This is a genomic window from Larkinella sp. C7, from assembly GCF_006149005.1.
Taxonomy (GTDB): Bacteria; Bacteroidota; Bacteroidia; order Cytophagales; family Spirosomataceae; genus Larkinella.
Genome location: NZ_VBSL01000002.1, coordinates 399,927 through 420,814 on the forward strand (window position 1 = coordinate 399,927; position 20,888 = coordinate 420,814).

Sequence of the window (20,888 nt, forward strand, 5' to 3'; positions counted from 1 at the left end):
GATTTTCCGCTCTGGTGAGCAACGGTAGGCTATATTTCGGCATCTTGCAGGAAAATAGATCGCTTCATATACCGCTGTCTGCCGAAAAAACCGTTACAAAGAGGTTGCCTCCGTGGGGCAGAATGGTTATTTTCCACTCCGTTTGCTTACCCTATGCATATGAAATACACCCTTACGATTCTCTTCATCCTTTTTTTTATAAAACTGGTCCCGGCTCAGGGCATCCGGGGAACGATCAAAACGACCAAAGGCGAGGTGTTGCCCTACGCGGCTATCGTGGTCAAGGGAACGTCGAGCGGGGCCATTACCAATTCGGAAGGCCGGTATGAAGTACCGCTAAAACCGGGCAAATACGCCGTGGTTTTCCAGTATTTAGGCTTTCAGGCGCAGGAAAAAGCCGTCGAAATCGGCAGCGACTGGCAAACCGGCGACGTGACCATGGAGGAACAGGCCTTTCGACTGCAGGAAGTGCAGGCCCGCGAAGGCAAGGAAGACCCCGCCTACAGCATCATGCGCCGGGCCATTGCCAAAGCCCGCTACCACGAGTTGCAGGTGATGAGTTACACGGCCAAAGCTTATACCAAAACCACCTTCACGATTACGGATCTGCCGATGCAGTTCATGTACCGGAAACAGTTGAAGGAAGCCGAAAAGGAAGGTTTTAAGATCGGCGTTCCGATGCTATACGAATCGGTTTCGGAAGTGACGTTCAAACAGCCTAATACCTACCGCTACCGCCTGATGGCGACCCGCAATTCGATGGGCGACAACATTTCGGTGAGCGATTATTTCCTGACGAGTTTCTACCGCCCGGAGGTCAACAACGCGGTTTCTCCCCTATCGCCGAAAGCGTTTGCCTACTACAAATTTGAATACCAGGGCACGTTCAGCGAGCGCGGCATCGACGTCAGCAAGATTCAGGTCAACCCGCGGGCCTACGGCGAAGGGGTTTTTCGGGGGTATATTTTCATCATTGAAAACAGTTGGGCCATTCACAGTTTGCAGTTGGAAACCCGCAATCCGCTGGGCTTCGACATCAAAATCCGGCAGGTCTACAGCCCCGTGCAGAATGTCTGGTTGCCGGTCAATCAGCGGTATAACCTGGACGGCAAAATCATGGGAGCGGCCGGTAATGCCCAATTCATTATCAGCCAGACGTTCAACAGTTTGAAAGTCAATCCGGCGTTTGTGGAGGATGTTAAGATTGTGGATGAGAAGTTTGAAAAACCGGCGGTTTCACTCTCCAACAAGGACATTAAAGGCCAGAAACTGGAGGATAAAATTGCCAAACAGAAAGAATATTCGACCAAAGATTTCAAAAAACTGCTGAAAGAATACGAAAAACAGGAATACCAGGCCAAGAAAGAACGCAAGGAAGAAGTGGAAGTGTCCCGCAACGATTCCACGGTTGTCGACTCACTGGCCGGTAAACGCAGCAACGCATTCTGGGATTCTCTGCGAACGGTTCCGCTGACCTCGGCCGAGCGGATCAGTTACGTCAAGCGGGACAGCCTGAAAATTGTCCGGAAGATTGAAGTGCAGAAAGACAGCGCCAAAGCCGTCCGCGATTCGACAAAGAAAAACCGGTCCAGTAAAACCTTTAAACCCGGCCAGTTGATTTCGGGCAACACCTGGAATTTCAGCAAACGAACAGCCCTGACCTGGGACAGCCCGCTCCAGAAAATCTATTACAATACCGTGGAGGGTTACACCTTCGATATGGGGCTCCGACTGCGGTACTTTCTCCGAACCCCGCAACGCGACTCCACCCGCCGACGGGTGGTCAACAAACCGACGCCCGACCTGACGATTGGCGGGGCGGGACGCTACGAATTTGGGATGAAGCGGTTAATCGGTACGGGAAGTATTGGCTACACCTATAAAGGGACCAGCGTCGGCATTATGGGCGGGCGCTGGGTCAACCAGTTCAACCCCAACGAGCCGATTAGTCCGTTCCTCAATTCGGTGACGTCGTTACTTTTCGAAAAAAATTACGCCAAATTGTATCAGCGCGACTTCCTGCGCCTGGGCGTTTCGGCCCGTCCGTTCGAGAACCGGATCACGGTTTCGGGGAGCCTGGAATACGCCGAACGGACGGAACTGGCGAATTATAAGGAGAACCTGAAACCGTGGATCGACTGGAATCAGTTCAGTTACAGCCCCAACCGGCCCACTAATGCGGAGCTTGGCTCGGGCGCATTTCCGGTCAATCAGGCGCTGACGCTCAATCTGGCGGTTTCGGGAAAACTGGCGGCTACCCGCTACCGGATTCGAAACGGTCGGCGGGTGGCGAGTCGTAACAACAGCCCCGAACTGACGCTGAACTACCGGAAAGGGATTCCGTTTACTTCCGGTGCTACCGAAGTCAGTGATGTGGATTATGATTTTGTCCAGGCCGGTCTGAGCCATTCGTTCGAAACCGGTATTCGGAGTCGCCTGAGTTATAATGTGTCGGCGGGTGGTTTTCTGAATGACAAAACCGTCTTCTTCCCGGATTTCAAACATTTTCAGGGCAACGAGTTTTTCCTGCAACAGGGCGACCCGACGTCCATTTTCCGGATGTTACCGTATTATCAGTACAGCACCGGAAAGCGGTTTGTGGAAGGCCACGTGCTGATGGAATACCGCAAATTCCTGATTACCCAACTAACGCTCGTTCGGTTGACCGGTTTGAAAGAAAACCTGTTTGTTCATTACCTCGGCACCCCCAATTCCAAAAATTACACCGAAGTCGGCTACGCCCTCGACGGCCTGATTCCGGGTATTTTTCCCTTTTTCCGGATCGAAGTGATTTCGCAGTGGCAGGATTGGCAGTACCAGAAACTCGGTTTCCGGATCGGCACGACGCTGAAATTCCGGTAACCGCCTGATCCGATTCGTTTAATAACTCCGGCGGAGTTTTCTGTCAATAGAACCACAACGCCGGAAAATTACAAAGCTCTGGCGGAGCGTCCTTTATTTTCAGGACGTTCCGGCGGAGCTTTTTCTATGGCCGGCCTAAATGAACGATGGACAGTATGCCCCGCCGGGGCAAAATACAATCCGCATTTTAAAATTCACCGTTGTCGATCGCTTTTTGCGAGTGATAACGGTGAATGGAGGCAAGTTAAATCCGAATTAAAATGCCCTGAAAACCGCTAAATGCGGTATTTTAACTAAAACCGCCCATTCAAATAGACGTAATACCGCTGTCAGGGCCTTCGACCGTATCGACAGCCCGGCGCTGACTGGGTATTTTAACACCCTTTTAACAAAAATTTCATTTGCTTTAAATCCCGCCGGGCTTAGTTTGTGGCAAGCAAAGCCAGACAATGGGTCTTATCCACCACATAACGCTAACGGTCAGCCTGATTTGGGCGGTACTATTCCGGGTCTACCCGGCGGTAGCCGACTCGGTTTTTACCGCAGCGCCAACCAGCCAGACCACCGTTCTCCGGGATACCCATAAAACCCATCCGATTCCCGACTCAGCCGTTTTTCTGGTTCAGGACGAAAACGAGCAAACCTCGCTGCGCGTCAATTCTGATTTTCTCCCATCGCTTCCGGTTGCTTTGCCGGGTTTGCTGATGGTGCTGGTGCTGCTCCAACCCATTTTGCGGATTACGGTTGCCACACGGGCAGGGCTATCCCAGCCTTATTACCTGTTATTCTGCTCATTACGCATCCCTTCGGTTTAAAATCTCCGGGCTGATTTTGCCCCAGTGCCTCCCTATTCTTTTACCGCCATTCGGCGTAGTACGCTCTTAAAACACACATACAATTCATCATGAAAAGGATTTTTCTTTTCGTGTTTGGGTGCTTGGTCAGTTGTCCAACGGTTTCGTTTGCCCAAAACGATACCCTTCGGCTGACGCTCGCCCAGGCCGAAGCACAGTTCCGTCAGAACAATTTGCAACTGATGGCAACCAAACTGGGCATCAATGAGAACCAGGCCTATGAGTTTCAGGCGAAACTCTGGAACAATCCGAGCCTCTACGTTGAACAGATGCCTTACAACGCCCAAACGAAGGAAGTGATGCCACTGCGGCAGCGAAATTCAGAGCAGGTGGTTCAGGTACAGCAATTGCTGCTGCTGGCTGGCAAACGGAACAAACAACTCGCGATTGCCCGCACCAATACCGAGCTGGCCAACGACCGGTTTTACGATTTACTGCGGACCTTGAATTATCAGCTTCGGACGACGTTCTACGACCTGTATTATACGCAGCAGGCGCTCAATGTTTATGAACAGGAAACCGGCACGCTCCGGCAAACCGTCAACTTGTTTCAGCAGCAATACGACAAAGGCAATGTGCCGCTGAAAGACCTGACCCGGTTGAAAGCCTACCTGTTCAACCTGACCTCCGAGCGCCAGCAACTGCTCCGGAAATTGACCGACGACCAGGCCGATCTGGCTGTCTTACTGAATGCCAGCCCCTCAATCACCCTACAACCCGTGCTGGAAAATACGGAGGCCGTTCAGCCTGCCGTCGGTCAACTCAATCTGAATGAGCTGATTAAAACCGCTGAAGAAAACCGCTACGATTTGAAAGCGTTCCGGGACCAGGCCATTCAGGAAAAACAGAATCTGGCGTTGCAGAAGGCCATGGCAGTTCCGGATTTGTCGGTGCAGGCCACTTATGATCGCAACGCGGGCTACATTCCAAATTATGTGGGAATTGGAGTCGGCATCAATCTGCCGGTTTTCAACAAAAATCAGGGCAACATCAAAGCCGCTGCCATCCGGACGCAGAGCAGCCAGCAGGCCACCGACGCCTACACGGTTCAGGTTGAAAGCGATGTACAGCGGGCCTACAAAAAAGTGCAGCAAACCGATCAGGTATACCGCACCTTCGACCAGAAATTCAACGGCGACTTCAGCCGACTGATCGAGGGCGTCACGACCAATTACCGGAAACAGAACATCGACGTGGTCGAATTTCTGGACTTCTTCGACTCCTTCAAGTCCAGCCAGATTCAATACAACCAACTGCAAAACGACCGGATGCAAAGTCTGGAAGAACTCAATTTTGCCGTCGGCACCACCCTATTCACGAAATAAGCAACGGTTTTAAACCGTACGATCATGCAAACGAATCATCTCTTAAAAACATTGAAATTGTCAACCCATCCGGCTTTGTATTTAACGGCCTTTCTTCTTACGATCGGGTTGGCAGGCTGCCAATCATCCGCCAATCCCGAAGACAACGCCGACGAAGCAACAACGCAGAAAGTCAACTTGTTGGCCACCGCCAAACTGGACACCGCCCGGCTGATGCCCGTCAACAACGAACTGAACCTGACCGGCAAAATCACCTTCAACCAGGATAAAGTGGTGAAAGTGTTTCCGCTCGTGGGTGGGCACATCGAGGAAGTGAAAACCGATCTCGGCGATTACGTCAAACGCGGTCAGGTACTGGCCATCATCCGTTCCGGCGACATGGCAGACCTCGCCCAGCAGGCCATTTCGGCGAAAGGGCAACTGGCCGTGGCCCGGAAAAACCTTCAGGTGACCGAAGACATGTCGAAAGCCGGTTTGACGGCCCAGAAAGACCTGATTGCTGCCCGCGAACAGATGCAAGCCGCTCAGGGTGAGGTCAATCGGGTGGCGGAGCGCAAAAGCATTCTCGGCGGTTCGGGTTCCATTTATGTTGTCAAAGCGCCGGTTGACGGTTTTGTGGTCGAAAAAAATGCCGCTCAGGGTATGGAACTCCGCTCGGATGATCCCGAAAACCTGTTCACGATTTCGAACCTCGATCAGGTCTGGGTGCTGGCCAATGTCTACGAATCGGATCTGGCCAACGTGAAAGAAGGCTTCAACGCCACCATCACGACGCTCTCCTATCCCGACCGGGTTTTCAAAGGAAAAATCGATAAAATCTTCAGCGTACTCGATCCTGAGAGCAAAACCATGAAAGTACGGGTGACATTACTGAATGCAGATTTTACGCTGAAACCGGAAATGTTCGCCAATGTGCGCGTTGAGTATGCTGGTCACGAACAACGGGTTGGCATCCCGGCCAAAGCCATTGTGTTCGACAAAAGCCGCAATTTCGTCGTAGCCGTCAACTCCCGGAATCAGCCAGTGGTGCGCGAAATTGACATCTTCAAAACCATCGGCGACATCACCTACCTCAACAGCGGCCTGAAACCCGGCGACCGGGTCGTGAAACAGAATCAACTGCTGATTTACAATGCCTTAGGTAACTAATTGTGTGATTTGTGATTGAGTGATTGAGCGATTGAGTGAGCTGCTGGTGTTTGGTTTTACCCATGACCTCATCACAGCGAAGCTTATTCACTCATTCGCTCAATCACAAATCACTCATTGAACAATATGAACAAGTTCATCAAAAATATCATCTCGTTCTCGCTGAAGAACCGGTTTTTCATCTTCTTCCTGACGGCATTGGCGGTGGTTGCGGGCTTTGTCAGCTACCAGAACACGCCCATTGAAGCCTTCCCGGACGTCACCAACACGCAGATAACCATTATCACGCAGTGGCCGGGCCGGAGTGCGGAAGAAATTGAGAAGTTTGTGACGATTCCGATTGAAATCGGATTGAATTCGGTCCAGAAAAAAACCGACATCCGCTCGACCACGCTGTTTGGTTTATCCGTCGTCAAAATCATGTTTGAAGACGGCGTCGACGATGCCTTTGCCCGCCAGCAGGTCAACAATCTGTTGGGCAGCATCGACATTCCCGATGGCGTCAAACCGGATGTGCAACCGCCCTACGGCCCAACCGGCGAAATTTTCCGCTACACCCTCAAAAGCAGCACCCGCACCAGCCGTGAACTGAAAACCATGCAGGACTGGGTGATCGAACGCCAGCTCAAAAGCGTGCCGGGTGTGGCCGATGTGGTCAGTTTCGGGGGCGAAGCGAAAACCTACGAAATCTCAGTCGATCCGCGCCGGTTGCTCGATTACGGCATTACGCCCCTGCAATTGTACCAGGCTGTGGCCAATTCCAACGTCAACGTCGGCGGTGATGTGATCGAGAAAAACTCGGAAGCGTACGTCGTTCGCGGCATCGGCTTGTTAAAAAACAGCCAGGACATTGGCAATGTCATCATCAAAAACGCCAACGGAACACCGATCATGGTGCGCAACGTGGCTCAGGTTTCAGAGTCGGCGCTGCCCCGATTGGGACAGGCCGGGCGCGACAACCAGAACGACGTCGTGGAATGCATCGTCGTGATGCGCAAGGGCGAAAACCCCAGCGAGGTGATTGAAAACGTCAAAGCCAAAATCAACGAACTGAACACCAGCATTTTGCCGACAGACGTTCAAATCGACACGTTTTATAACCGCGAAACGCTGATTCATTTTGCGACGCACACCGTGACCCACAACCTGATTGAAGGACTCGTTTTCGTGACGGTGATTGTGTTCCTGTTCATGGCCGACTGGCGGACCACAGTCATTGTCTCCATCGTCATTCCGCTGGCCCTGCTCTTCGCGTTCATCTGTCTGCGGCTGAAAGGCATGTCGGCCAATCTGCTCTCGATGGGGGCCATCGACTTCGGGATTATTGTCGACGGTGCGGTGGTGATGGTGGAGGGGATTTTTGTCACCCTGGACGAAATGGCGTTGCACAACGGGATGCCGAAATTCAATAAACTCGCCAAGCTCAGCGTGTTGCGCAAAACCGGTACGGAAATGGGCAAGGCGATTTTCTTCTCCAAACTGATCATCATCACCTGCCTGATTCCCATCTTTTCCTTCCAGAAAGTGGAAGGCAAAATGTTCTCTCCACTGGCCTGGACACTCGGTTTTGCCTTGCTGGGTGCCTTGATTTTCACCCTGACACTGGTGCCGGTTCTGGCGAGTTTTCTGCTGAAAAAAGATGTTCGGGAAAAACACAACCCGGTGGTCAATGTCATCACGAAATACGCGACCAAAACCTTTGGCTTCACCTTTGCCCACAAAAAACTGAGCTTGTTGTTCGCGCTGGGTCTGGTGGTGGTGGGCTTGTCGGGTTTCAAATTGCTCGGAACGGAGTTTTTGCCGGAACTGGATGAAGGCTCGATTTACGTCCGGGCCAGTATGCCGATGAGCATTTCATTACCCGAATCCGTGAAACTGACCACGCAGATGCGGCACGTTTTCGAACAGTTTCCGGAAGTGAAGGGCGTCATTTCGCAAACCGGCCGACCCAACGACGGCACCGACCCCACCGGTTTTTACAACATCGAATTTCTGGTCAGCATTTTCCCGAAAGAAGAATGGACCGAACGTCGGCCCGGAAGCGCCATCACGAAAGCCCAGTTGATCAGTCAGATGCAGAAAAAGCTGGCGGTTTTTCCGGGCGTCGATTTCGGGTTTTCGCAGCCGATTATGGACAACGTGGCCGAAGCGGTTTCGGGCGTCAAAGGATCGATCGCCGTCAAAGTGTATGGGCCGGATTTGTATACATTGGAACATAAATCCAACGAAATCCAGAAGCAGCTGGCCACCGTCAGTGGCATCACTGACCTCGGTGTGATCCGCAACATTGGCCAGCCGGAACTGCGGATCGAGCTGGACGAACAGAAGCTAGCACTCTACGGCGTCGACAAAGCCAATGCCCAAACCGTGGTAGAAATGGCCATTGGTGGCAAAGCCGCGACGCAGATTTACGAGGGCGAACGGAAGTTTGATCTCCGGATTCGCTACGACCAGCCTTTCCGCTCCAATGAAGCCGAAATTGGCAATCTAATGGTGCCGACCAACAACGGTTCGCAGATTCCGATCAAGGAAATCGCCAAAATCTACACCCAAACCGGTCCGATCCTGATCTACCGCGAAGGCAACCAACGCTACGGCGCGGTGAAGTTTTCGGTTCGCGGCCGCGACATGGGAAGCGCCGTGGCCGAAGCGCAGCAGAAAGTGACGAACAACGTCAAACTGCCGCAGGGGTATTCGATCAAATGGGCGGGGGATTTTGAAAACCAGCAACGGGCCACCGCCCGGCTGGAACAGGTGGTTCCGCTCAGCTTGCTCGGCATTTTCTTCATTCTGTTTGTGCTGTTTGGCAACGTCAAAGATGCCGCGCTGGTCTTGTTCAACGTGCCGTTTGCCATCATCGGCGGTATCGCGGCCCTGCTCATCACCCACGTCAATTTCAGCATTTCGGCCGGGATTGGTTTCATTGCACTGTTCGGGATCTGTATTCAGAATGGGGTGATTCTGATCTCGGTTTTCAAGAAAAACCTGCACAACCGACTCACCCTCAACGATTCCATCAAACAGGGCGTCATTTCGCGGGTGCGACCGGTGGTGATGACGGCCATGATGGCAGCCATTGGACTCATTCCGGCAGCCATCTCCACCGGCATCGGTTCCGAAACTTCCAAACCGCTGGCGATTGTGGTCATCGGCGGTCTGATAACGGCTACCTTTCTGACGCTTTTCATCTTTCCGCTGGTCTTTTATGTGTTCTATCGGCCGAAAAGCCTCGCGCCCGTTTAAAAATATTTTGGCAATGTTTTAAGAGAATCGGTACAGACCCGCCAACTTTGGCGGGTTTTGTCTTGACGACATGAAAGCATTTTTGATTCTTTGCGGACTATTTTGGTGGAAAGGAACCGTCGGTTGCGCCCAAAGCGTTGCAATCCAGGCTCCGGTGGATTCTGTGGTCAAACCAACGCGGCATCCGGTTCGGTGGACGCTCAACCTTGATTTTCGGAATTCGTTTGTCAACCGGCAACCGGTCAATGTCTGGGGTGTCAACACCGGAATCGTGTTTGGCGAGAAACGCCACCAGGTGACGGTTGGCTACTACTGGTTGTCTTACAATTCCTATCTGCGACTGATCAACTGGCACCGCAATGCGGCCAAACGGCTGAATATTGAGTATTACACCAAAACCGATATGGCCTACGGCAGTCTGATGTTCTGGGGGAATCCCATCAACAACCGCCGTTGGCTGTTCAGTATTCCGGTCGAAATTGGCGCGGGAAAAGCATCGATCGTTCGCCAGGACACCCAAACGGATACCCTTCGGGGCAAATCCCGCTGGGACTTTTTTATGCCGGTTCAAATCGGCGTTTACGGACAATGGAAGGCATCGCGCTGGATCGGGCTGAGCGCCCAGGTCGGTTATCGTTACTCGGTTTTTCAGACGAATGTCAGCCAGCATTACAACGGCACTTATTACAGCGTCGGCACCACCCTGTATCCGGAATTTTTCAAAGACATCTGGGGCTTCATCCGCTACCGGAAATGGGAGAACAAACCGTTTTTCAGCGCCCCAGCCACGCTTTAAAATCCGTGATCCGGTCGCCACTGACAAACACCTCCTGCCGCGCTTTCGGCTCCAGTTCCAGCTTCAGTTTGCCCCCGGAGAAAGCGTGAATGGTGCGAATGGCGGCCAAACTGACCAGAAAGGAACGGTTTACACGAAAAAACTGCCGGGGGTCCAGCAGACTTACCAGCTTGTCGAGGCTGTATTCAAGCGCAAAATTCTGGCCGTCGCGGGTGGTCAGAAAAGTGGCTTTGGCTTCAAAAAAGAAGTAGGCAATACCGGCGGTTTCGATGCTCCGGATTTTCGTGCCGACCGTGATCATAAACCGCTCCTTGTAAGCCGTCGGGCGGGCCTGCCCCAGCAGGTTCAGCACCGCCGAAAAGTCGGGCATGGGCGGAGCCGGTTCCGAAAACGCCCACCGGAACGCTTTGTATTTTTCGATGGCGGCTACCAGTTCATCATAATCGATGGGTTTAAGCAGGTAATCGATGCTGTTGGCCTTGAAAGCCTGGAGCGTATATTCATCGTAGGCCGTCGTAAAGACAATCGGCGTGGTGAGCTTCACCTGCTCGATGATGCGAAATCCCAGATCATCTTCCAGGTGAATGTCCATAAAAACCAGGTCCAGATCCGCCATCGGATGGGTTTCGAACCAGCGAACGGTTTCGGCAACCGACGGGATCTGGGCCAGCACCCGAATCGTCGGGTCAATGGTGTGCAGCAGATTCTCCAGCCGCTGAGCGGTCAGCTTTTCGTCTTCGATAATCAGCACGTTCATGGTAACAAGGGAATTTTAACGACAAACAGATTGTCCTGCTCACCCACCCAGACCGGCCGGTCGGTCAGCAAGGCATACCGGTTCATGATATTCTGAAGGCCCACGCCCGTCGAGGTATCGTTCTGCGGACGAAGCTGCAAGGGATTGGCGACGATCAAATAATCACCTTCCGTATAAATCGACACCAGCAGCGGTTTTTGCGCCGACATCTGGTTGTGTTTCACCGCGTTCTCGATCAGCAGTTGCAGGGTCAGGGGCGCGATGGCATACCGGTTTGCGTCGGTTTCCGAAACGCTTATCACCACCTGAAGCTTTTCATCAAAGCGAATTTTGAGCAAAAATGTGTAGGCGTCGATGAAATCCAGCTCCGTTTGTAAACGGGTCCGCTCGTTGTCGCGCTGCTCCAGAATATACCGGTAGGCTTTGGAAAGGCGGTTGATAAACTGCACCGAAAGTTTCGCATCAACTTCGACCAGCGACGACAAAATGCTGAGGCTGTTGAAGAGAAAATGGGGATTTACCTGATTTTTGAGGGCCATAAACTGGGCCTGCGCCGATTCTTTCTCCAGCCGTTCGGTCTGAATTTCCAGTTCGAGCATCCGGGCACCGGAGCGACGGTTGGCCGCCAGGTAGAACGCCGACAGCATTGCCATGACGGTAATGCCATTGTTCATCTTTTGCCGCTGGTTCCGGTTTCCGCCCCCACCACTGCGGAGCCATTGCTCGACGGGCGGGCGGTGGCCAGCGGGCGGAAACTGCAGGTTCAGCGAATCGGCCATCCCCGCCCGAATCTGGTTAAAACCGCCGTTGAACACCACCGCCAGCGCACTGGCAACGAGCAGAATGCCGATCTGAACGGGCAGTTTCATTTCCACCAGCGCCCGGGAGCCAAACCAGTGCAACACCCGCTGTTGAAGCCAGTCGGTGACCAGAACCCAACAGAAGAAAAAGAAAATCGTCAGCGGTATTTCGAGTGCCCAGAAAGGCAGGGAACTTACCAGAAACGCCCCACTGATCTGATCGATGTTCATGTAAAGACGAATCGGCCAGTAGATGACGAAAATGCTCAGGGCGAGTTGCGCCTTCTGCCAGATCGTAAGGTGGTCAGAACCCGGTGCCTTCATGCGAAACAAGATCAGGAACCAAAGGTGATGTATTTTTCGATGGTTTTTTCCTGAATGGCAAAAGGTTTTTCAACGGTCGTTTTACCCGTCACGATGCTCAAACTATAGGCTCCGCTCGCCAGACCCGAGATGTCGAAGTTTTGACGAAGTCCCTTCTGCAAATCCACGGTTTTGCGATACAGCACATGGCCGTTCTGATCGCGCATCAGGATGGTGGCCGCTTCGGATTTGGGCTCAATGAACAACTTGATTTTTTGATCGGTGGCCGTCAGGAAAATGCTTTCGGAAGATGAAGGCAGGGGCGAAACAGACGACGTTTGGGCGAACGATGCGGTTCCGGCTACCAGACCCAGCATCAACAGGATTGTTTTTTTCATGATTGTGTTCCGATTCTTCGGATGTTTCAATGGGATTGATTTCGTTTGCTTGAAACAAAATTGCACCCGGCAGCCGACCCTGGAAAATAAAAGAAGTTGAGTGACGAAAACCGGCGGTTGAATCGGCCTATTCGGGGGAAGAATCCGGCGTCAATCTGGGAAAAGTGAAAATTCGTAACTTCTTAAGGAACAACCTGACTACGACCTTTCAAATCACAAGGCAGGAAATAACACTCCGCTTAATCGATTAAAAAAGACAAATCCCCGGTGAATACCGGGGAATGTGCAAAATAAAACCAATTATTACAAACTATCTAAAGCGCGTAACGCTTTAAAGCGTCCAAGTTAGACCCGTTTTAAATGGCTATCACCTTTTAATCGCCGAATGCCCCAATTTCATAGATGAATGCCCTTTTCGGTCGGTTGAATCTGTGCGATAATTGATATTTTTCCTGTACTGCTTGACATTGTAAAAACATTTTTACTGTTTTGTGGTGTATTAGATACTTAGTACACTAAAACGATGATCGAACTTAAAAACCTGACGTTTGGCTATAAGCCGAAAAAACTGTTGTTTCGGGACCTGAATCTGTCGCTGCAGCCGGGCAGCATTTACGGTTTGCTGGGTAAAAACGGCGCGGGTAAATCGAGCCTGCTGCGGCTGATGGGAGGACTGCTCTACCCCACGGCGGGCAGCGTCGATGTGGCCGGGTTTACACCCTGCAAACGGGAACCGGCGTTTTTCCAGGAACTCTATTTCATCCCGGAAGAAATCTACCTGCCGTCGGTTTCGCTCAGTCGCTACATCGACACGATGGGGCCATTTTATCCGAAATTCGATGAAGGCCAGTTCCGGAAATACCTCTCGGAGTTCGACGTGCCGCCGGATCAGAAGCTCACGGCGATGTCATATGGGCAGAAGAAGAAAGTCATCATCAGTTTTGGGCTGGCCACCAACACCCGGGTGCTGATCATGGACGAACCGACGAACGGACTCGATATTCCATCGAAAAGCCAGTTCCGGAAAATTGTCTCTTCGGCGCTTGCGCCCGACCGGCTCATGCTCATTTCGACCCACCAGGTTCGGGATCTGGATCACCTCATCGACGGCATCATTATCATCGACGAAAACGAAATCCTGCTGAATCATTCCCTGGCCGACATAGGCGACCGACTGTTGTTCAGCTCGTTGAGCAGCGTTACCGAAACCAACCGGGTGTTATACGCCGAACCGTCGTTGCGCGGGTATTCAGTGGTGCTGGAAAACACGGAGCAGGAAGACAGCAAAGTCGATCTGGAGCGGCTTTTCAACGCCGTTGTAACCAACCGGTCGGGCATCAAAAATCTTTTCCAGTAACCGTATGCGCTTCGTCTCCATCCTCCAAATCCTGCTGGCCGCGCTCCTTTCGGGCCTTCCCGCCCCCCTGCTGTCTTTCGTCTCTACGCTCATGTCTCTTTTCTAAACCATGAACCAAACGTTCAATTTCCACCGCTTCGGCCTGGTACTGAAACTGCACCTAACCGAACACATTAAATCGTATTTGCTGGGGGCCGGCCTGCTGTTCGGGCTCCTGATTGCCATGCTGTTGCCGAATGCCGTACGAATCAGGGCCTTCAGTACCAATGTGTATCAAAACCACGGCATTCTGTTTGGCTTGTTTTTTTGTGGTGCCTCAGCCTGGTTTGCCAGTGAATCCTTCCGGGTGGTGAGCACGCCCCTCCGGGGAATTCCGTATCTGTCCCTACCAGCCTCTCAACTGGAAAAATACCTGGTCGCGTTTCTGATGCTGATTTTATTCATACCGGTTTTTCTGGGTGTATTTTACGCCGTCGAAGGCATTTGTTTCTCGATCATTAACCCCCGCCTTCCTGCGTCATCGCCAAAGTATGAGTTGCTCAACCCCATTGGGCCATACATGGACCCGTTTCTGAAATACCTAACCTACATAACACCTTTCTTCTTTTTTGTAGGTTCCATTTTTTTCGTCAGGCTACCCTTCGTAAAAACCGGTGCTCTTGCCATTACGTTGCTTATCGTTACGGTGGCCTTTATCAATGATTTTATCATTCAACTGCTCTTTCCCGAACGGGATCATTACGGTTTCACGCTGTTTCAGGAAGTGAGTTTTACCCAGGATGGGCGGTGGTATTCGGTCGAATTAGCCGGTACATCCAAATGGATCATCAATGCCATTTTACTGCTGATGATTCCTACACTCTGGTATATTGCCTACGTACGTTTTAAAGAGAAAGAACTTTAAGCATGGATTTTCTGGATAAAAAAGCCATTTACCTGCAAATTGTCGATTACGTCTGCGAAAAAATCCTGCTGGGTCAATGGCCGCCGGGCGACCGGATTCCCTCGGTTCGGGACCTGGGTGTCGAACTGGAAGTCAACCCCAATACGGTGATGCGGACGTACGATTTTCTACAGCAGAAAGACATTATTTACAACAAACGGGGCATCGGTTTTTTTGCCGCCGACGAAGCGGAAGAACGCATCAAGTCGTACCGAAAAGGGCAATTTCTGGAAACCGAACTACCGTACTTTTTCCGCAATGTATACCTGCTTAACATCAGCCTGGAAGAGATTGAGGAGCGGTATAAGGCATTCATCGAAACCGAATTCAACGCTGCTAAAATTGACCAATCGGTGAAGGAGAGTTGATCACCGCCTGCGGTATCAGTCTATACGCCAAAAACCATAAACCGCTTATGAAAACAAGCAATAAACTTCTGATCGCGCTGTTCACCGTTGGTCTTCTGACACTGATCGGCACCAATGTGGCACTGAGGGCCGAATACGACAAAATCGACTTCAAAAACCCTTTCCATGGCCTTTCGGCCCTGAAGATCAAACCATTCCGGGTTCTAAAACTGGAAGGCCACAAAACGGGGATTGGGCTCCTGAGGGTGCAAACCGGGACTCAGTTCGGCATTCATTTACCGGACAAAAACAAAGCAGATATTACGTTTCAGTCGAAGGGTGACACCCTCATCATCCGTTACCAGCCTCCCGCCGATTCCTGGCAATCCCGCGTGCACTATAATTTCGATTCGAGTCCCGTAGCGATTATTATGACCCCAGCCTTTCAGGCTTTGTACACCACGCGAATCAGCTGTATCCTGAAGGATATCAAAACTGAAAAGCTGTCTATTGTTCAGGAAAACGCAGGCACCATGCTTACGAACTCAGCCATCGAAAATTTGACGGTAACCAACGGGCAGGGCAGCGAACTGCACACCAAACCGACCAACCACGTCGGCACCGCCCTCATCATCTCCCGCGACAGTTCTGTTTTCAAAGCCGAGCGCGATATTTTTGGGACACTCACGCTGCAATCCGACAGTCTGGCAACGGTGAATGTGCCGGGCGGTTTGCTGAAAAAGCTTCAATAGCCTATGGCTCCAGAACCGTTCGCTTTTCGGTGACTGACTTTACTTTTTCGGAAGAGAAATAAACCGGGAAATAGTCGTCTTTAGCCCAGATCGGAAACAAGTCCCGGTAATGCGGACTGGCCGGATCGCCCGACTGACCGGGGTTGTTGATGCCCAGCGTTTTGTCCCAATCCTGCGTATCGACCAGAATCCGAAACGACGCGCCGTATTCCTGATTCATCTGGTGGCCCGTGCTGTTGACGGTCTCGGCGTAACCACCGCGCGGTGCCGGACCAATACCGTACTCCGATGCCTGTTGTGGGGTCATGAGATTCGACAGTGGATGCCGCAGGTAACTGTGCTTATTCCCGGTCTGTCCATACCACCAATGGGTGCGGTCGTGCCCCAGTCGCTTGGTCAGATCGGCAATCGCGTTGTCGAGGCAGGCGAGTAACACCTCATTCCGGTCACTATTTTTCAGGGGACCTGGCTGATCAGACCGGAGCCACTGCACCACTTTCTCCGTTGCAATGGCAGGCATGTATTTCCAGGCTTTTTCCGGTACGGCCAATTCGTAAACCGCCCAGCGCAATTGCGTTTCCCAGGCTACGTAAACAGCCGCCGGGATGGAACCGGCTTCCAGTTTGAAATCCCAGTTGAGCAACTGCTGCCGCGCCCATTCGATGGGTTCGTCATCGGCTTTCAGACTTTCCAGCAACGGCACCAGTTTCCGGGCGGTCATCGACAGATAATCCGACTGCAAGGTTTTGAAATCGGCCAGCGAATGCTTCGGTTTTGCCTGGATCAACTCCGTGATCCGATCCGACCGCACCGGTGACGCCCACTCCCACCCGACCGCATTCCGGTGCGGAAAACTTTTGGGGATCAGATTGTTATTGGCGGTTACGACAAATCCTTCGGGCGGGTTCACCTTGCCGGGCAGTTGCTGAATGGGTAGAAAACCGCCCCACTCAAACCGCCCGTCGCCCGGCACCGGCACGAGGCCCGTCCAGGTTTTAGATGGGCGGATGGGCGAAATGCCGGTGGCCTGCCAGCCAATGGCTCCTTTTTGAGTGGCGGCTGGTCGGCCCGCGGAATGCCGCCCAGCCCAAACCATGTTTTCGCCCGGAACGCGGCTGTAGGTGCAGGCCTGCCGAAATTCGGTCCAGTTTTTCGACTGGTTCATCCGCAAACTCGCCAGATAAGGCGCACAACCGGTTTCGAGCCAGGCCGCCCGAACGGCATACAATTTATGATTTTTCGCGTCCTCAAACACGACCGGACCATGCCGCGTATACTTCAACGGCACGACGACCGGTTTTTGATCTTTGACGGCAATCGTATCGAAAATCACCCGCACGGTCTCCCAGGCTCCTTTGTATGTGTATTGATTCGGATTGGCAGGATTGGCTTCGTAGACGTACAAATCTTCTACATCGGTCTCAAAAATGGTCAGTCCCCAGGCACCAGAGTCGTTATGACCGACCGAAACACCCGGCAGCGCGGGTTCCCCGGCGCCAACCACATTCCAGCCCGGCGCGCGCAGGTGAACCCAGTAGCGCAGCGACGGAACCGCCTGCGCCCGGTGCGGATCGTTCGCCAGCATCGGAAAACCGCTCACCGACCGCTGGCTGCTGACGACCCAGTTGTTGGAACCATCGCGCGGTTTTTCATCCAAAGGCCGGTTTTTTTCCGGCGTCAGCAAAGCTTCTTCCTCCGTTGCGCCCAAACCGGTATCCCGGTCCGTAAACCGGATCGGCAATCGAAACGCTTCATACAATTCCAGAATGGGCTGAAACAGCTCCGCGCCATTGACATGCAGGGTCAAATCGGGTTCTCCCGCTTTGTTTACTGGGTGAAACCAGGACAATTCCCGGACTTTGTCCGGCCCCAGCAAATGGACCAGTCGCCCCAAATCCAGTTCCGTCCGCACGTTTTCCAGCAAACCCTGGTGGCGGCTGATGACCACTTCGGGCGTCCAGAAACCGGGTTGCGTTTTCAGCAGTTTGAACTCGACCGGCAGTTTCTCCGGTGTCTGGTTAATTTGTCGGATGTAGGCATTGATTCCCTCGACAAAAGCGCCGACGATCTGCGGGCCGTTGGGATGATAGTGTTTCAGTTCCTGCTCCAGATTGCCCCGAAACCGGAACAAGCGCGTCCCCTGATCCCGTTTAATCTCCTTCGCTCCGAGTAGTTCGGCGACGGTTCCGGTGGCCTGCCGACGCCAGATTTCGAGCTGAAACAGCCGGTCGCTGGCGGCATTGTAGCCCTGGGCAAAAAACAGATCGTGCTCATTCCGAGCATAAATATGGGCGACGCCCCAGCGGTCGCGGAGGATTTCGACGGGTTGTTTCAATCCCGGAATCCTGAGTTTCTCCGTCGATTGGGTACAGGCAACCGGACTGCTGAACAGGAGCCAGAATGCCGGGAGCAAAACCGTTAATCGCATCATTCAGGTTGGGGTTGGCTTCTCAAAGTACTCTTTTTTTTATTTGAAAAGAACAGAAAATAAACTTTCATTTTTTATTGAAAATTCAAAAACACGCACTACTTTTACGCCATGACGTTAGACGAAGCAAGAAACCGGTTTATTCAGTCGTGGGGAACGCTGGCGACGCAATGGGGCATTAACCGAACCATGGCGCAGATTCACGCACTGCTCATGATTTCGCCGGAACCGATCGACACCGACGCCATCATGGAAACCCTTCAGATTTCGCGCGGAAACGCCAACATGAACCTACGCGATCTGCTGGACTGGGGCCTGATTTACAAACAGCTTAAACTGGGCGAACGGCGGGAGTTTTTTTATGCCGAGAAAGACGTCTGGAAAATAGCCCGGCAGGTAGCTAAAGAACGCCGTCGCCGGGAAATCACACCGGTCATTGAGGTTCTGGAAGAGCTGAAAGTCATCGACACCGACTCCCCCGAAGCGCGTGAATTTCAAAAAGTGATCACCGACATCAGCAAAGTGGTGGGGTTTGCCGATAATACCCTGAATGCCGTCATCAAAGCCGAGGAAAATTGGTTGATGAGCCAGTTTCTAAAAGTGTTCCGATAATTTTTTTATTTCAAACTTTCATTTTTTATTGAAAATACAATATGAAAAAGAAATTAAAATTATTTCTGCTGCATGAGCCATGGTATCAGATATGGATCTTTTTACCAATCGCAGCATACGGCATAGGCATGATGGAAGAGATGATCTACTATTTCCCACTTTTGCTAGTTGCCTCTCAATACCTGGCCATTCGCGCCCACCCGGCTTCCGAGCATCCTGCCTGGTGGTGGACGTGGCTTTTAGGTTCAATCTTCTCGTACGGAGTAAGTTATGAAATATTGGAAAGTGTTTTTATCCGTCTAGGGCTTCCTACGGATTACTCGTATGTACAAAATGTTACGCACTTTATTTTGTCTTATTACATCAGCCAAATGCCTGCCGAACTGTTGATGGCGTTGATATTTCCGCAATGGCGGATTGGGCAGTGGGCATACGGAAATGGACTCGCGGCCATTGGCTGGATGGGACTCTTTTTGGTCCTTTATCATTGTACGTCCTTTCCGTACTCCCCTGGTAACCGCTTTTCGTTCTTTTGGGGTTTTGTAGGCCCCAGCTTTGTCGGCAATTGCATTACCGGTTATTTTCTCCACGCAGGTACTAAAAACTGATCGCTATTTTGCGGACTTCAAAAACGCCAGCACCTCCCGCGCGAAGCCTTCCGAACCGGACGTGTTGCCGTGATTGCCCGGCACGGTTTTCAGCGTGGCCTTCGGCAACAGTTTCGCCAGATCACCCGCCCGGCCGTTGTCTTCGTCCTGATCCCCGGAAATGACCAGAACCGGGATTTTGACCTTGCTCAATTCTGCCGGACTGGTCGAAGGTTGTGTTTGCTGCTGAAACCCGAGCGCCAGCGTGTCGAGCCCCCTGGTTTTGGCGGCATTCAATGCGCCCTGAAACTCCGGATGTAAATGCGCTTTTCCGCTGAACAGTTCGGCAAAAGCCATGCGACGCGCCCAGTTCGGATCGGTAAAATCCGCGCCCATACCGCCCAAAACCGCCGAACGAAGGTTTTTATCCAATACCAAAAGCCGCGCCGTAATGATAGAACCACGCGAATAACCGACAGCATCGTAGTTTTTTAGCTTCAGGAAATTCATCAATGCCATGATGTCGCGCGCTTCGGCGTCGTTTCGATAGGCATCGACGGTGTGCGGTTTGTCGGACAGGCCGTTGCCGCGTAAATCCAGTTGAACGACTTTGTACCCGGCATCCAGCAGCGATTGTCTCAGCACAGCTTTTTGCCAGGACGTAGCGCTGCCCATAAAACCGTGTACCAGCACGACCGGTTTCCCTTCACCAGCCACTTCATAATGAATTTTCGTGCCGTCAAAAGATGTAAACAGCGGTTCGCGGGACGCTTGCGCCCAGGAAAGCAATGGCAAAGCCAGCAGAAGAATTGCGAGACGGTTTATCACACGATACAGAGTTCAGGTCAGTAAGATACGAATAAAACCTTTCTCAATTCGCCTGGTTATATACGCAAACGGAGACGGAAATTATGGAACTCATGAGCTCGCGGCTGGCCCGCATCAACCCCCATCTTTTCACCAACCAAAGCGGTGCTTCCATCGAAGATGGTGATGAAGATGAACTGAACGAAATCGAGGAAGAAACCGACCTTTACGATGAACCGGTCGATGAAGATGGCGACCCGACCGGCGAACACGACCATCATCAGGACGATAACTACGCTCTCGGCGGGAAAGTCACCCGCAGTGGCACATAAACCAGAAACCGTATGGATACTTACAATCCGGCCGAAGACGAAAATCAGGGCGTGGCCTCAACAATGGCGCGCAACAACCCGAATGCAGGCGAAGAACTGGAACCGGACATTAGCCCGTCCGGAAACCTCCCCAGCCCCGACCCCGATCTGGAACAGACGACATTATATGAAGAAGAAGGTGAAGGAAACGGTGTTTCCAGTGAAGACTAAGAGTTAAGAATTAAGAGTTAAGAATT

Annotated in this window: 19 protein-coding genes; 14 read left to right on the forward strand and 5 right to left on the reverse strand. The window is 52.1% G+C overall.

Features of this window, described 5'->3' with window-relative positions:
- The first annotated feature begins 159 nt into the window (after positions 1–159).
- The 6 genes from FH871_RS06825 to FH871_RS06850 all read left to right on the forward strand — a co-directional run bounded on the left by FH871_RS06825 (position 160) and on the right by FH871_RS06850 (position 10,229).
- Positions 160–2,862 carry a DUF5686 and carboxypeptidase regulatory-like domain-containing protein gene (locus FH871_RS06825; RefSeq protein ID WP_138990633.1) on the forward strand — a complete coding sequence of 901 codons (2,703 nt, stop codon included), beginning with the start codon at positions 160–162 and terminating at the stop codon, positions 2,860–2,862.
- A 449-nt stretch (positions 2,863–3,311) separates the two neighbouring features.
- Positions 3,312–3,677 (forward strand): hypothetical protein, encoded by a 366-nt coding sequence (locus FH871_RS06830; RefSeq protein ID WP_138990635.1) that lies wholly within the window; start codon positions 3,312–3,314, stop codon positions 3,675–3,677.
- 89 nt (positions 3,678–3,766) lie between these two features.
- Positions 3,767–5,041 carry a TolC family protein gene (locus tag FH871_RS06835; RefSeq protein ID WP_138990636.1) on the forward strand — a complete coding sequence of 425 codons (1,275 nt, stop codon included), beginning with the start codon at positions 3,767–3,769 and terminating at the stop codon, positions 5,039–5,041.
- Between the two features lie 24 nt (positions 5,042–5,065).
- Positions 5,066–6,190, forward strand: coding sequence for an efflux RND transporter periplasmic adaptor subunit (locus FH871_RS06840; protein ID WP_138990638.1), 1,125 nt, complete (start codon positions 5,066–5,068; stop codon positions 6,188–6,190).
- Between the two features lie 126 nt (positions 6,191–6,316).
- Positions 6,317–9,433: an efflux RND transporter permease subunit gene (locus tag FH871_RS06845; RefSeq protein WP_138990640.1), complete on the forward strand. Its 3,117-nt coding sequence runs from the start codon at positions 6,317–6,319 to the stop codon at positions 9,431–9,433.
- Between the two features lie 70 nt (positions 9,434–9,503).
- Positions 9,504–10,229, forward strand: a complete 726-nt coding sequence (locus tag FH871_RS06850; protein WP_138990642.1) for a hypothetical protein — start codon at positions 9,504–9,506, stop codon at positions 10,227–10,229.
- Here FH871_RS06850 and FH871_RS06855 read toward each other — a convergent pair.
- From FH871_RS06855 to FH871_RS06865, 3 genes are read right to left on the reverse strand one after another with little or no spacing between them, the layout of a single operon-like run.
- Positions 10,207–10,986 carry a LytTR family DNA-binding domain-containing protein gene (locus tag FH871_RS06855; RefSeq protein ID WP_138990644.1) on the reverse strand — a complete coding sequence of 260 codons (780 nt, stop codon included), beginning with the start codon at positions 10,984–10,986 and terminating at the stop codon, positions 10,207–10,209. The genes FH871_RS06850 and FH871_RS06855 overlap by 23 nt on opposite strands.
- Complete coding sequence (locus FH871_RS06860) at positions 10,983–12,110, reverse strand: sensor histidine kinase (protein WP_138990645.1); 1,128 nt, start codon at positions 12,108–12,110, stop codon at positions 10,983–10,985. The genes FH871_RS06855 and FH871_RS06860 overlap by 4 nt, the downstream gene beginning before the upstream one ends.
- An 11-nt stretch (positions 12,111–12,121) precedes the next feature.
- Positions 12,122–12,487, reverse strand: coding sequence for a DUF3244 domain-containing protein (locus FH871_RS06865; RefSeq protein WP_138990647.1), 366 nt, complete (start codon positions 12,485–12,487; stop codon positions 12,122–12,124).
- A gap of 523 nt (positions 12,488–13,010) precedes the next feature.
- Between FH871_RS06865 and FH871_RS06870 the strand changes: the two genes are divergently transcribed.
- The 4 genes from FH871_RS06870 to FH871_RS06885 all read left to right on the forward strand — a co-directional run bounded on the left by FH871_RS06870 (position 13,011) and on the right by FH871_RS06885 (position 15,886).
- A complete protein-coding gene (locus FH871_RS06870) occupies positions 13,011–13,844 on the forward strand; it encodes an ATP-binding cassette domain-containing protein (RefSeq protein ID WP_138990649.1) in 834 nt (277 codons plus the stop codon).
- Between the two features lie 109 nt (positions 13,845–13,953).
- Positions 13,954–14,748, forward strand: coding sequence for a hypothetical protein (locus FH871_RS06875; RefSeq protein WP_138990650.1), 795 nt, complete (start codon positions 13,954–13,956; stop codon positions 14,746–14,748).
- Positions 14,749–14,750: 2 nt separating this feature from the next.
- Positions 14,751–15,155, forward strand: coding sequence for a GntR family transcriptional regulator (locus tag FH871_RS06880; RefSeq protein WP_138990652.1), 405 nt, complete (start codon positions 14,751–14,753; stop codon positions 15,153–15,155).
- Positions 15,156–15,202: 47 nt separating this feature from the next.
- Entirely contained in the window at positions 15,203–15,886 is a 684-nt protein-coding gene (locus FH871_RS06885; RefSeq protein WP_138990654.1) for a hypothetical protein, read from the forward strand.
- A gap of 1 nt (position 15,887) precedes the next feature.
- Here the strand turns inward: FH871_RS06885 and FH871_RS06890 are convergent, their stop codons facing one another.
- Positions 15,888–18,314, reverse strand: a complete 2,427-nt coding sequence (locus FH871_RS06890; protein WP_138990983.1) for a penicillin acylase family protein — start codon at positions 18,312–18,314, stop codon at positions 15,888–15,890.
- Positions 18,315–18,425: 111 nt separating this feature from the next.
- Here FH871_RS06890 and FH871_RS06895 point away from each other — a divergent pair, with 111 nt between their 5' ends.
- Together FH871_RS06895 and FH871_RS06900 are read left to right on the forward strand one after the other, a co-directional pair.
- On the forward strand, positions 18,426–18,926 hold the full coding sequence (locus FH871_RS06895; RefSeq protein WP_138990656.1) for a GbsR/MarR family transcriptional regulator: 501 nt from the start codon (positions 18,426–18,428) through the stop codon (positions 18,924–18,926).
- A gap of 41 nt (positions 18,927–18,967) precedes the next feature.
- Complete coding sequence (locus FH871_RS06900; protein WP_138990658.1) at positions 18,968–19,534, forward strand: hypothetical protein; 567 nt, start codon at positions 18,968–18,970, stop codon at positions 19,532–19,534.
- Between the two features lie 3 nt (positions 19,535–19,537).
- On the opposite strand, the gene FH871_RS06905 is transcribed toward FH871_RS06900, so the two are convergent.
- On the reverse strand, positions 19,538–20,341 hold the full coding sequence (locus FH871_RS06905) for an alpha/beta fold hydrolase (protein ID WP_229317106.1): 804 nt from the start codon (positions 20,339–20,341) through the stop codon (positions 19,538–19,540).
- Positions 20,342–20,424: 83 nt separating this feature from the next.
- Between FH871_RS06905 and FH871_RS06910 the strand changes: the two genes are divergently transcribed.
- Both FH871_RS06910 and FH871_RS06915 read left to right on the forward strand, forming a co-directional pair.
- Positions 20,425–20,652 carry a hypothetical protein gene (locus FH871_RS06910; protein WP_138990659.1) on the forward strand — a complete coding sequence of 76 codons (228 nt, stop codon included), beginning with the start codon at positions 20,425–20,427 and terminating at the stop codon, positions 20,650–20,652.
- 12 nt (positions 20,653–20,664) lie between these two features.
- A complete protein-coding gene (locus FH871_RS06915; RefSeq protein ID WP_138990661.1) occupies positions 20,665–20,862 on the forward strand; it encodes a hypothetical protein in 198 nt (65 codons plus the stop codon).
- Positions 20,863–20,888 lie beyond the last annotated feature (26 nt).

Excerpts from the sequence above, each read along its gene's own strand:
- FH871_RS06825 (WP_138990633.1), top strand. The coding sequence starts at position 160 with ATGAAATACACCCTTACGATTCTCTTCATCCTTTTTTTTATAAAACTG.
- FH871_RS06830 (WP_138990635.1), top strand. The coding sequence starts at position 3,312 with ATGGGTCTTATCCACCACATAACGCTAACGGTCAGCCTGATTTGGGCG.
- FH871_RS06835 (WP_138990636.1), top strand. The coding sequence starts at position 3,767 with ATGAAAAGGATTTTTCTTTTCGTGTTTGGGTGCTTGGTCAGTTGTCCA.
- FH871_RS06840 (WP_138990638.1), top strand. The coding sequence starts at position 5,066 with ATGCAAACGAATCATCTCTTAAAAACATTGAAATTGTCAACCCATCCG.
- FH871_RS06845 (WP_138990640.1), top strand. The coding sequence starts at position 6,317 with ATGAACAAGTTCATCAAAAATATCATCTCGTTCTCGCTGAAGAACCGG.
- FH871_RS06850 (WP_138990642.1), top strand. The coding sequence starts at position 9,504 with ATGAAAGCATTTTTGATTCTTTGCGGACTATTTTGGTGGAAAGGAACC.
- FH871_RS06855 (WP_138990644.1), bottom strand. The coding sequence starts at position 10,986 with ATGAACGTGCTGATTATCGAAGACGAAAAGCTGACCGCTCAGCGGCTG.
- FH871_RS06860 (WP_138990645.1), bottom strand. The coding sequence starts at position 12,110 with ATGAAGGCACCGGGTTCTGACCACCTTACGATCTGGCAGAAGGCGCAA.
- FH871_RS06865 (WP_138990647.1), bottom strand. The coding sequence starts at position 12,487 with ATGAAAAAAACAATCCTGTTGATGCTGGGTCTGGTAGCCGGAACCGCA.
- FH871_RS06870 (WP_138990649.1), top strand. The coding sequence starts at position 13,011 with ATGATCGAACTTAAAAACCTGACGTTTGGCTATAAGCCGAAAAAACTG.
- FH871_RS06875 (WP_138990650.1), top strand. The coding sequence starts at position 13,954 with ATGAACCAAACGTTCAATTTCCACCGCTTCGGCCTGGTACTGAAACTG.
- FH871_RS06880 (WP_138990652.1), top strand. The coding sequence starts at position 14,751 with ATGGATTTTCTGGATAAAAAAGCCATTTACCTGCAAATTGTCGATTAC.
- FH871_RS06885 (WP_138990654.1), top strand. The coding sequence starts at position 15,203 with ATGAAAACAAGCAATAAACTTCTGATCGCGCTGTTCACCGTTGGTCTT.
- FH871_RS06890 (WP_138990983.1), bottom strand. The coding sequence starts at position 18,314 with ATGCGATTAACGGTTTTGCTCCCGGCATTCTGGCTCCTGTTCAGCAGT.
- FH871_RS06895 (WP_138990656.1), top strand. The coding sequence starts at position 18,426 with ATGACGTTAGACGAAGCAAGAAACCGGTTTATTCAGTCGTGGGGAACG.
- FH871_RS06900 (WP_138990658.1), top strand. The coding sequence starts at position 18,968 with ATGAAAAAGAAATTAAAATTATTTCTGCTGCATGAGCCATGGTATCAG.
- FH871_RS06910 (WP_138990659.1), top strand. The coding sequence starts at position 20,425 with ATGGAACTCATGAGCTCGCGGCTGGCCCGCATCAACCCCCATCTTTTC.
- FH871_RS06915 (WP_138990661.1), top strand. The coding sequence starts at position 20,665 with ATGGATACTTACAATCCGGCCGAAGACGAAAATCAGGGCGTGGCCTCA.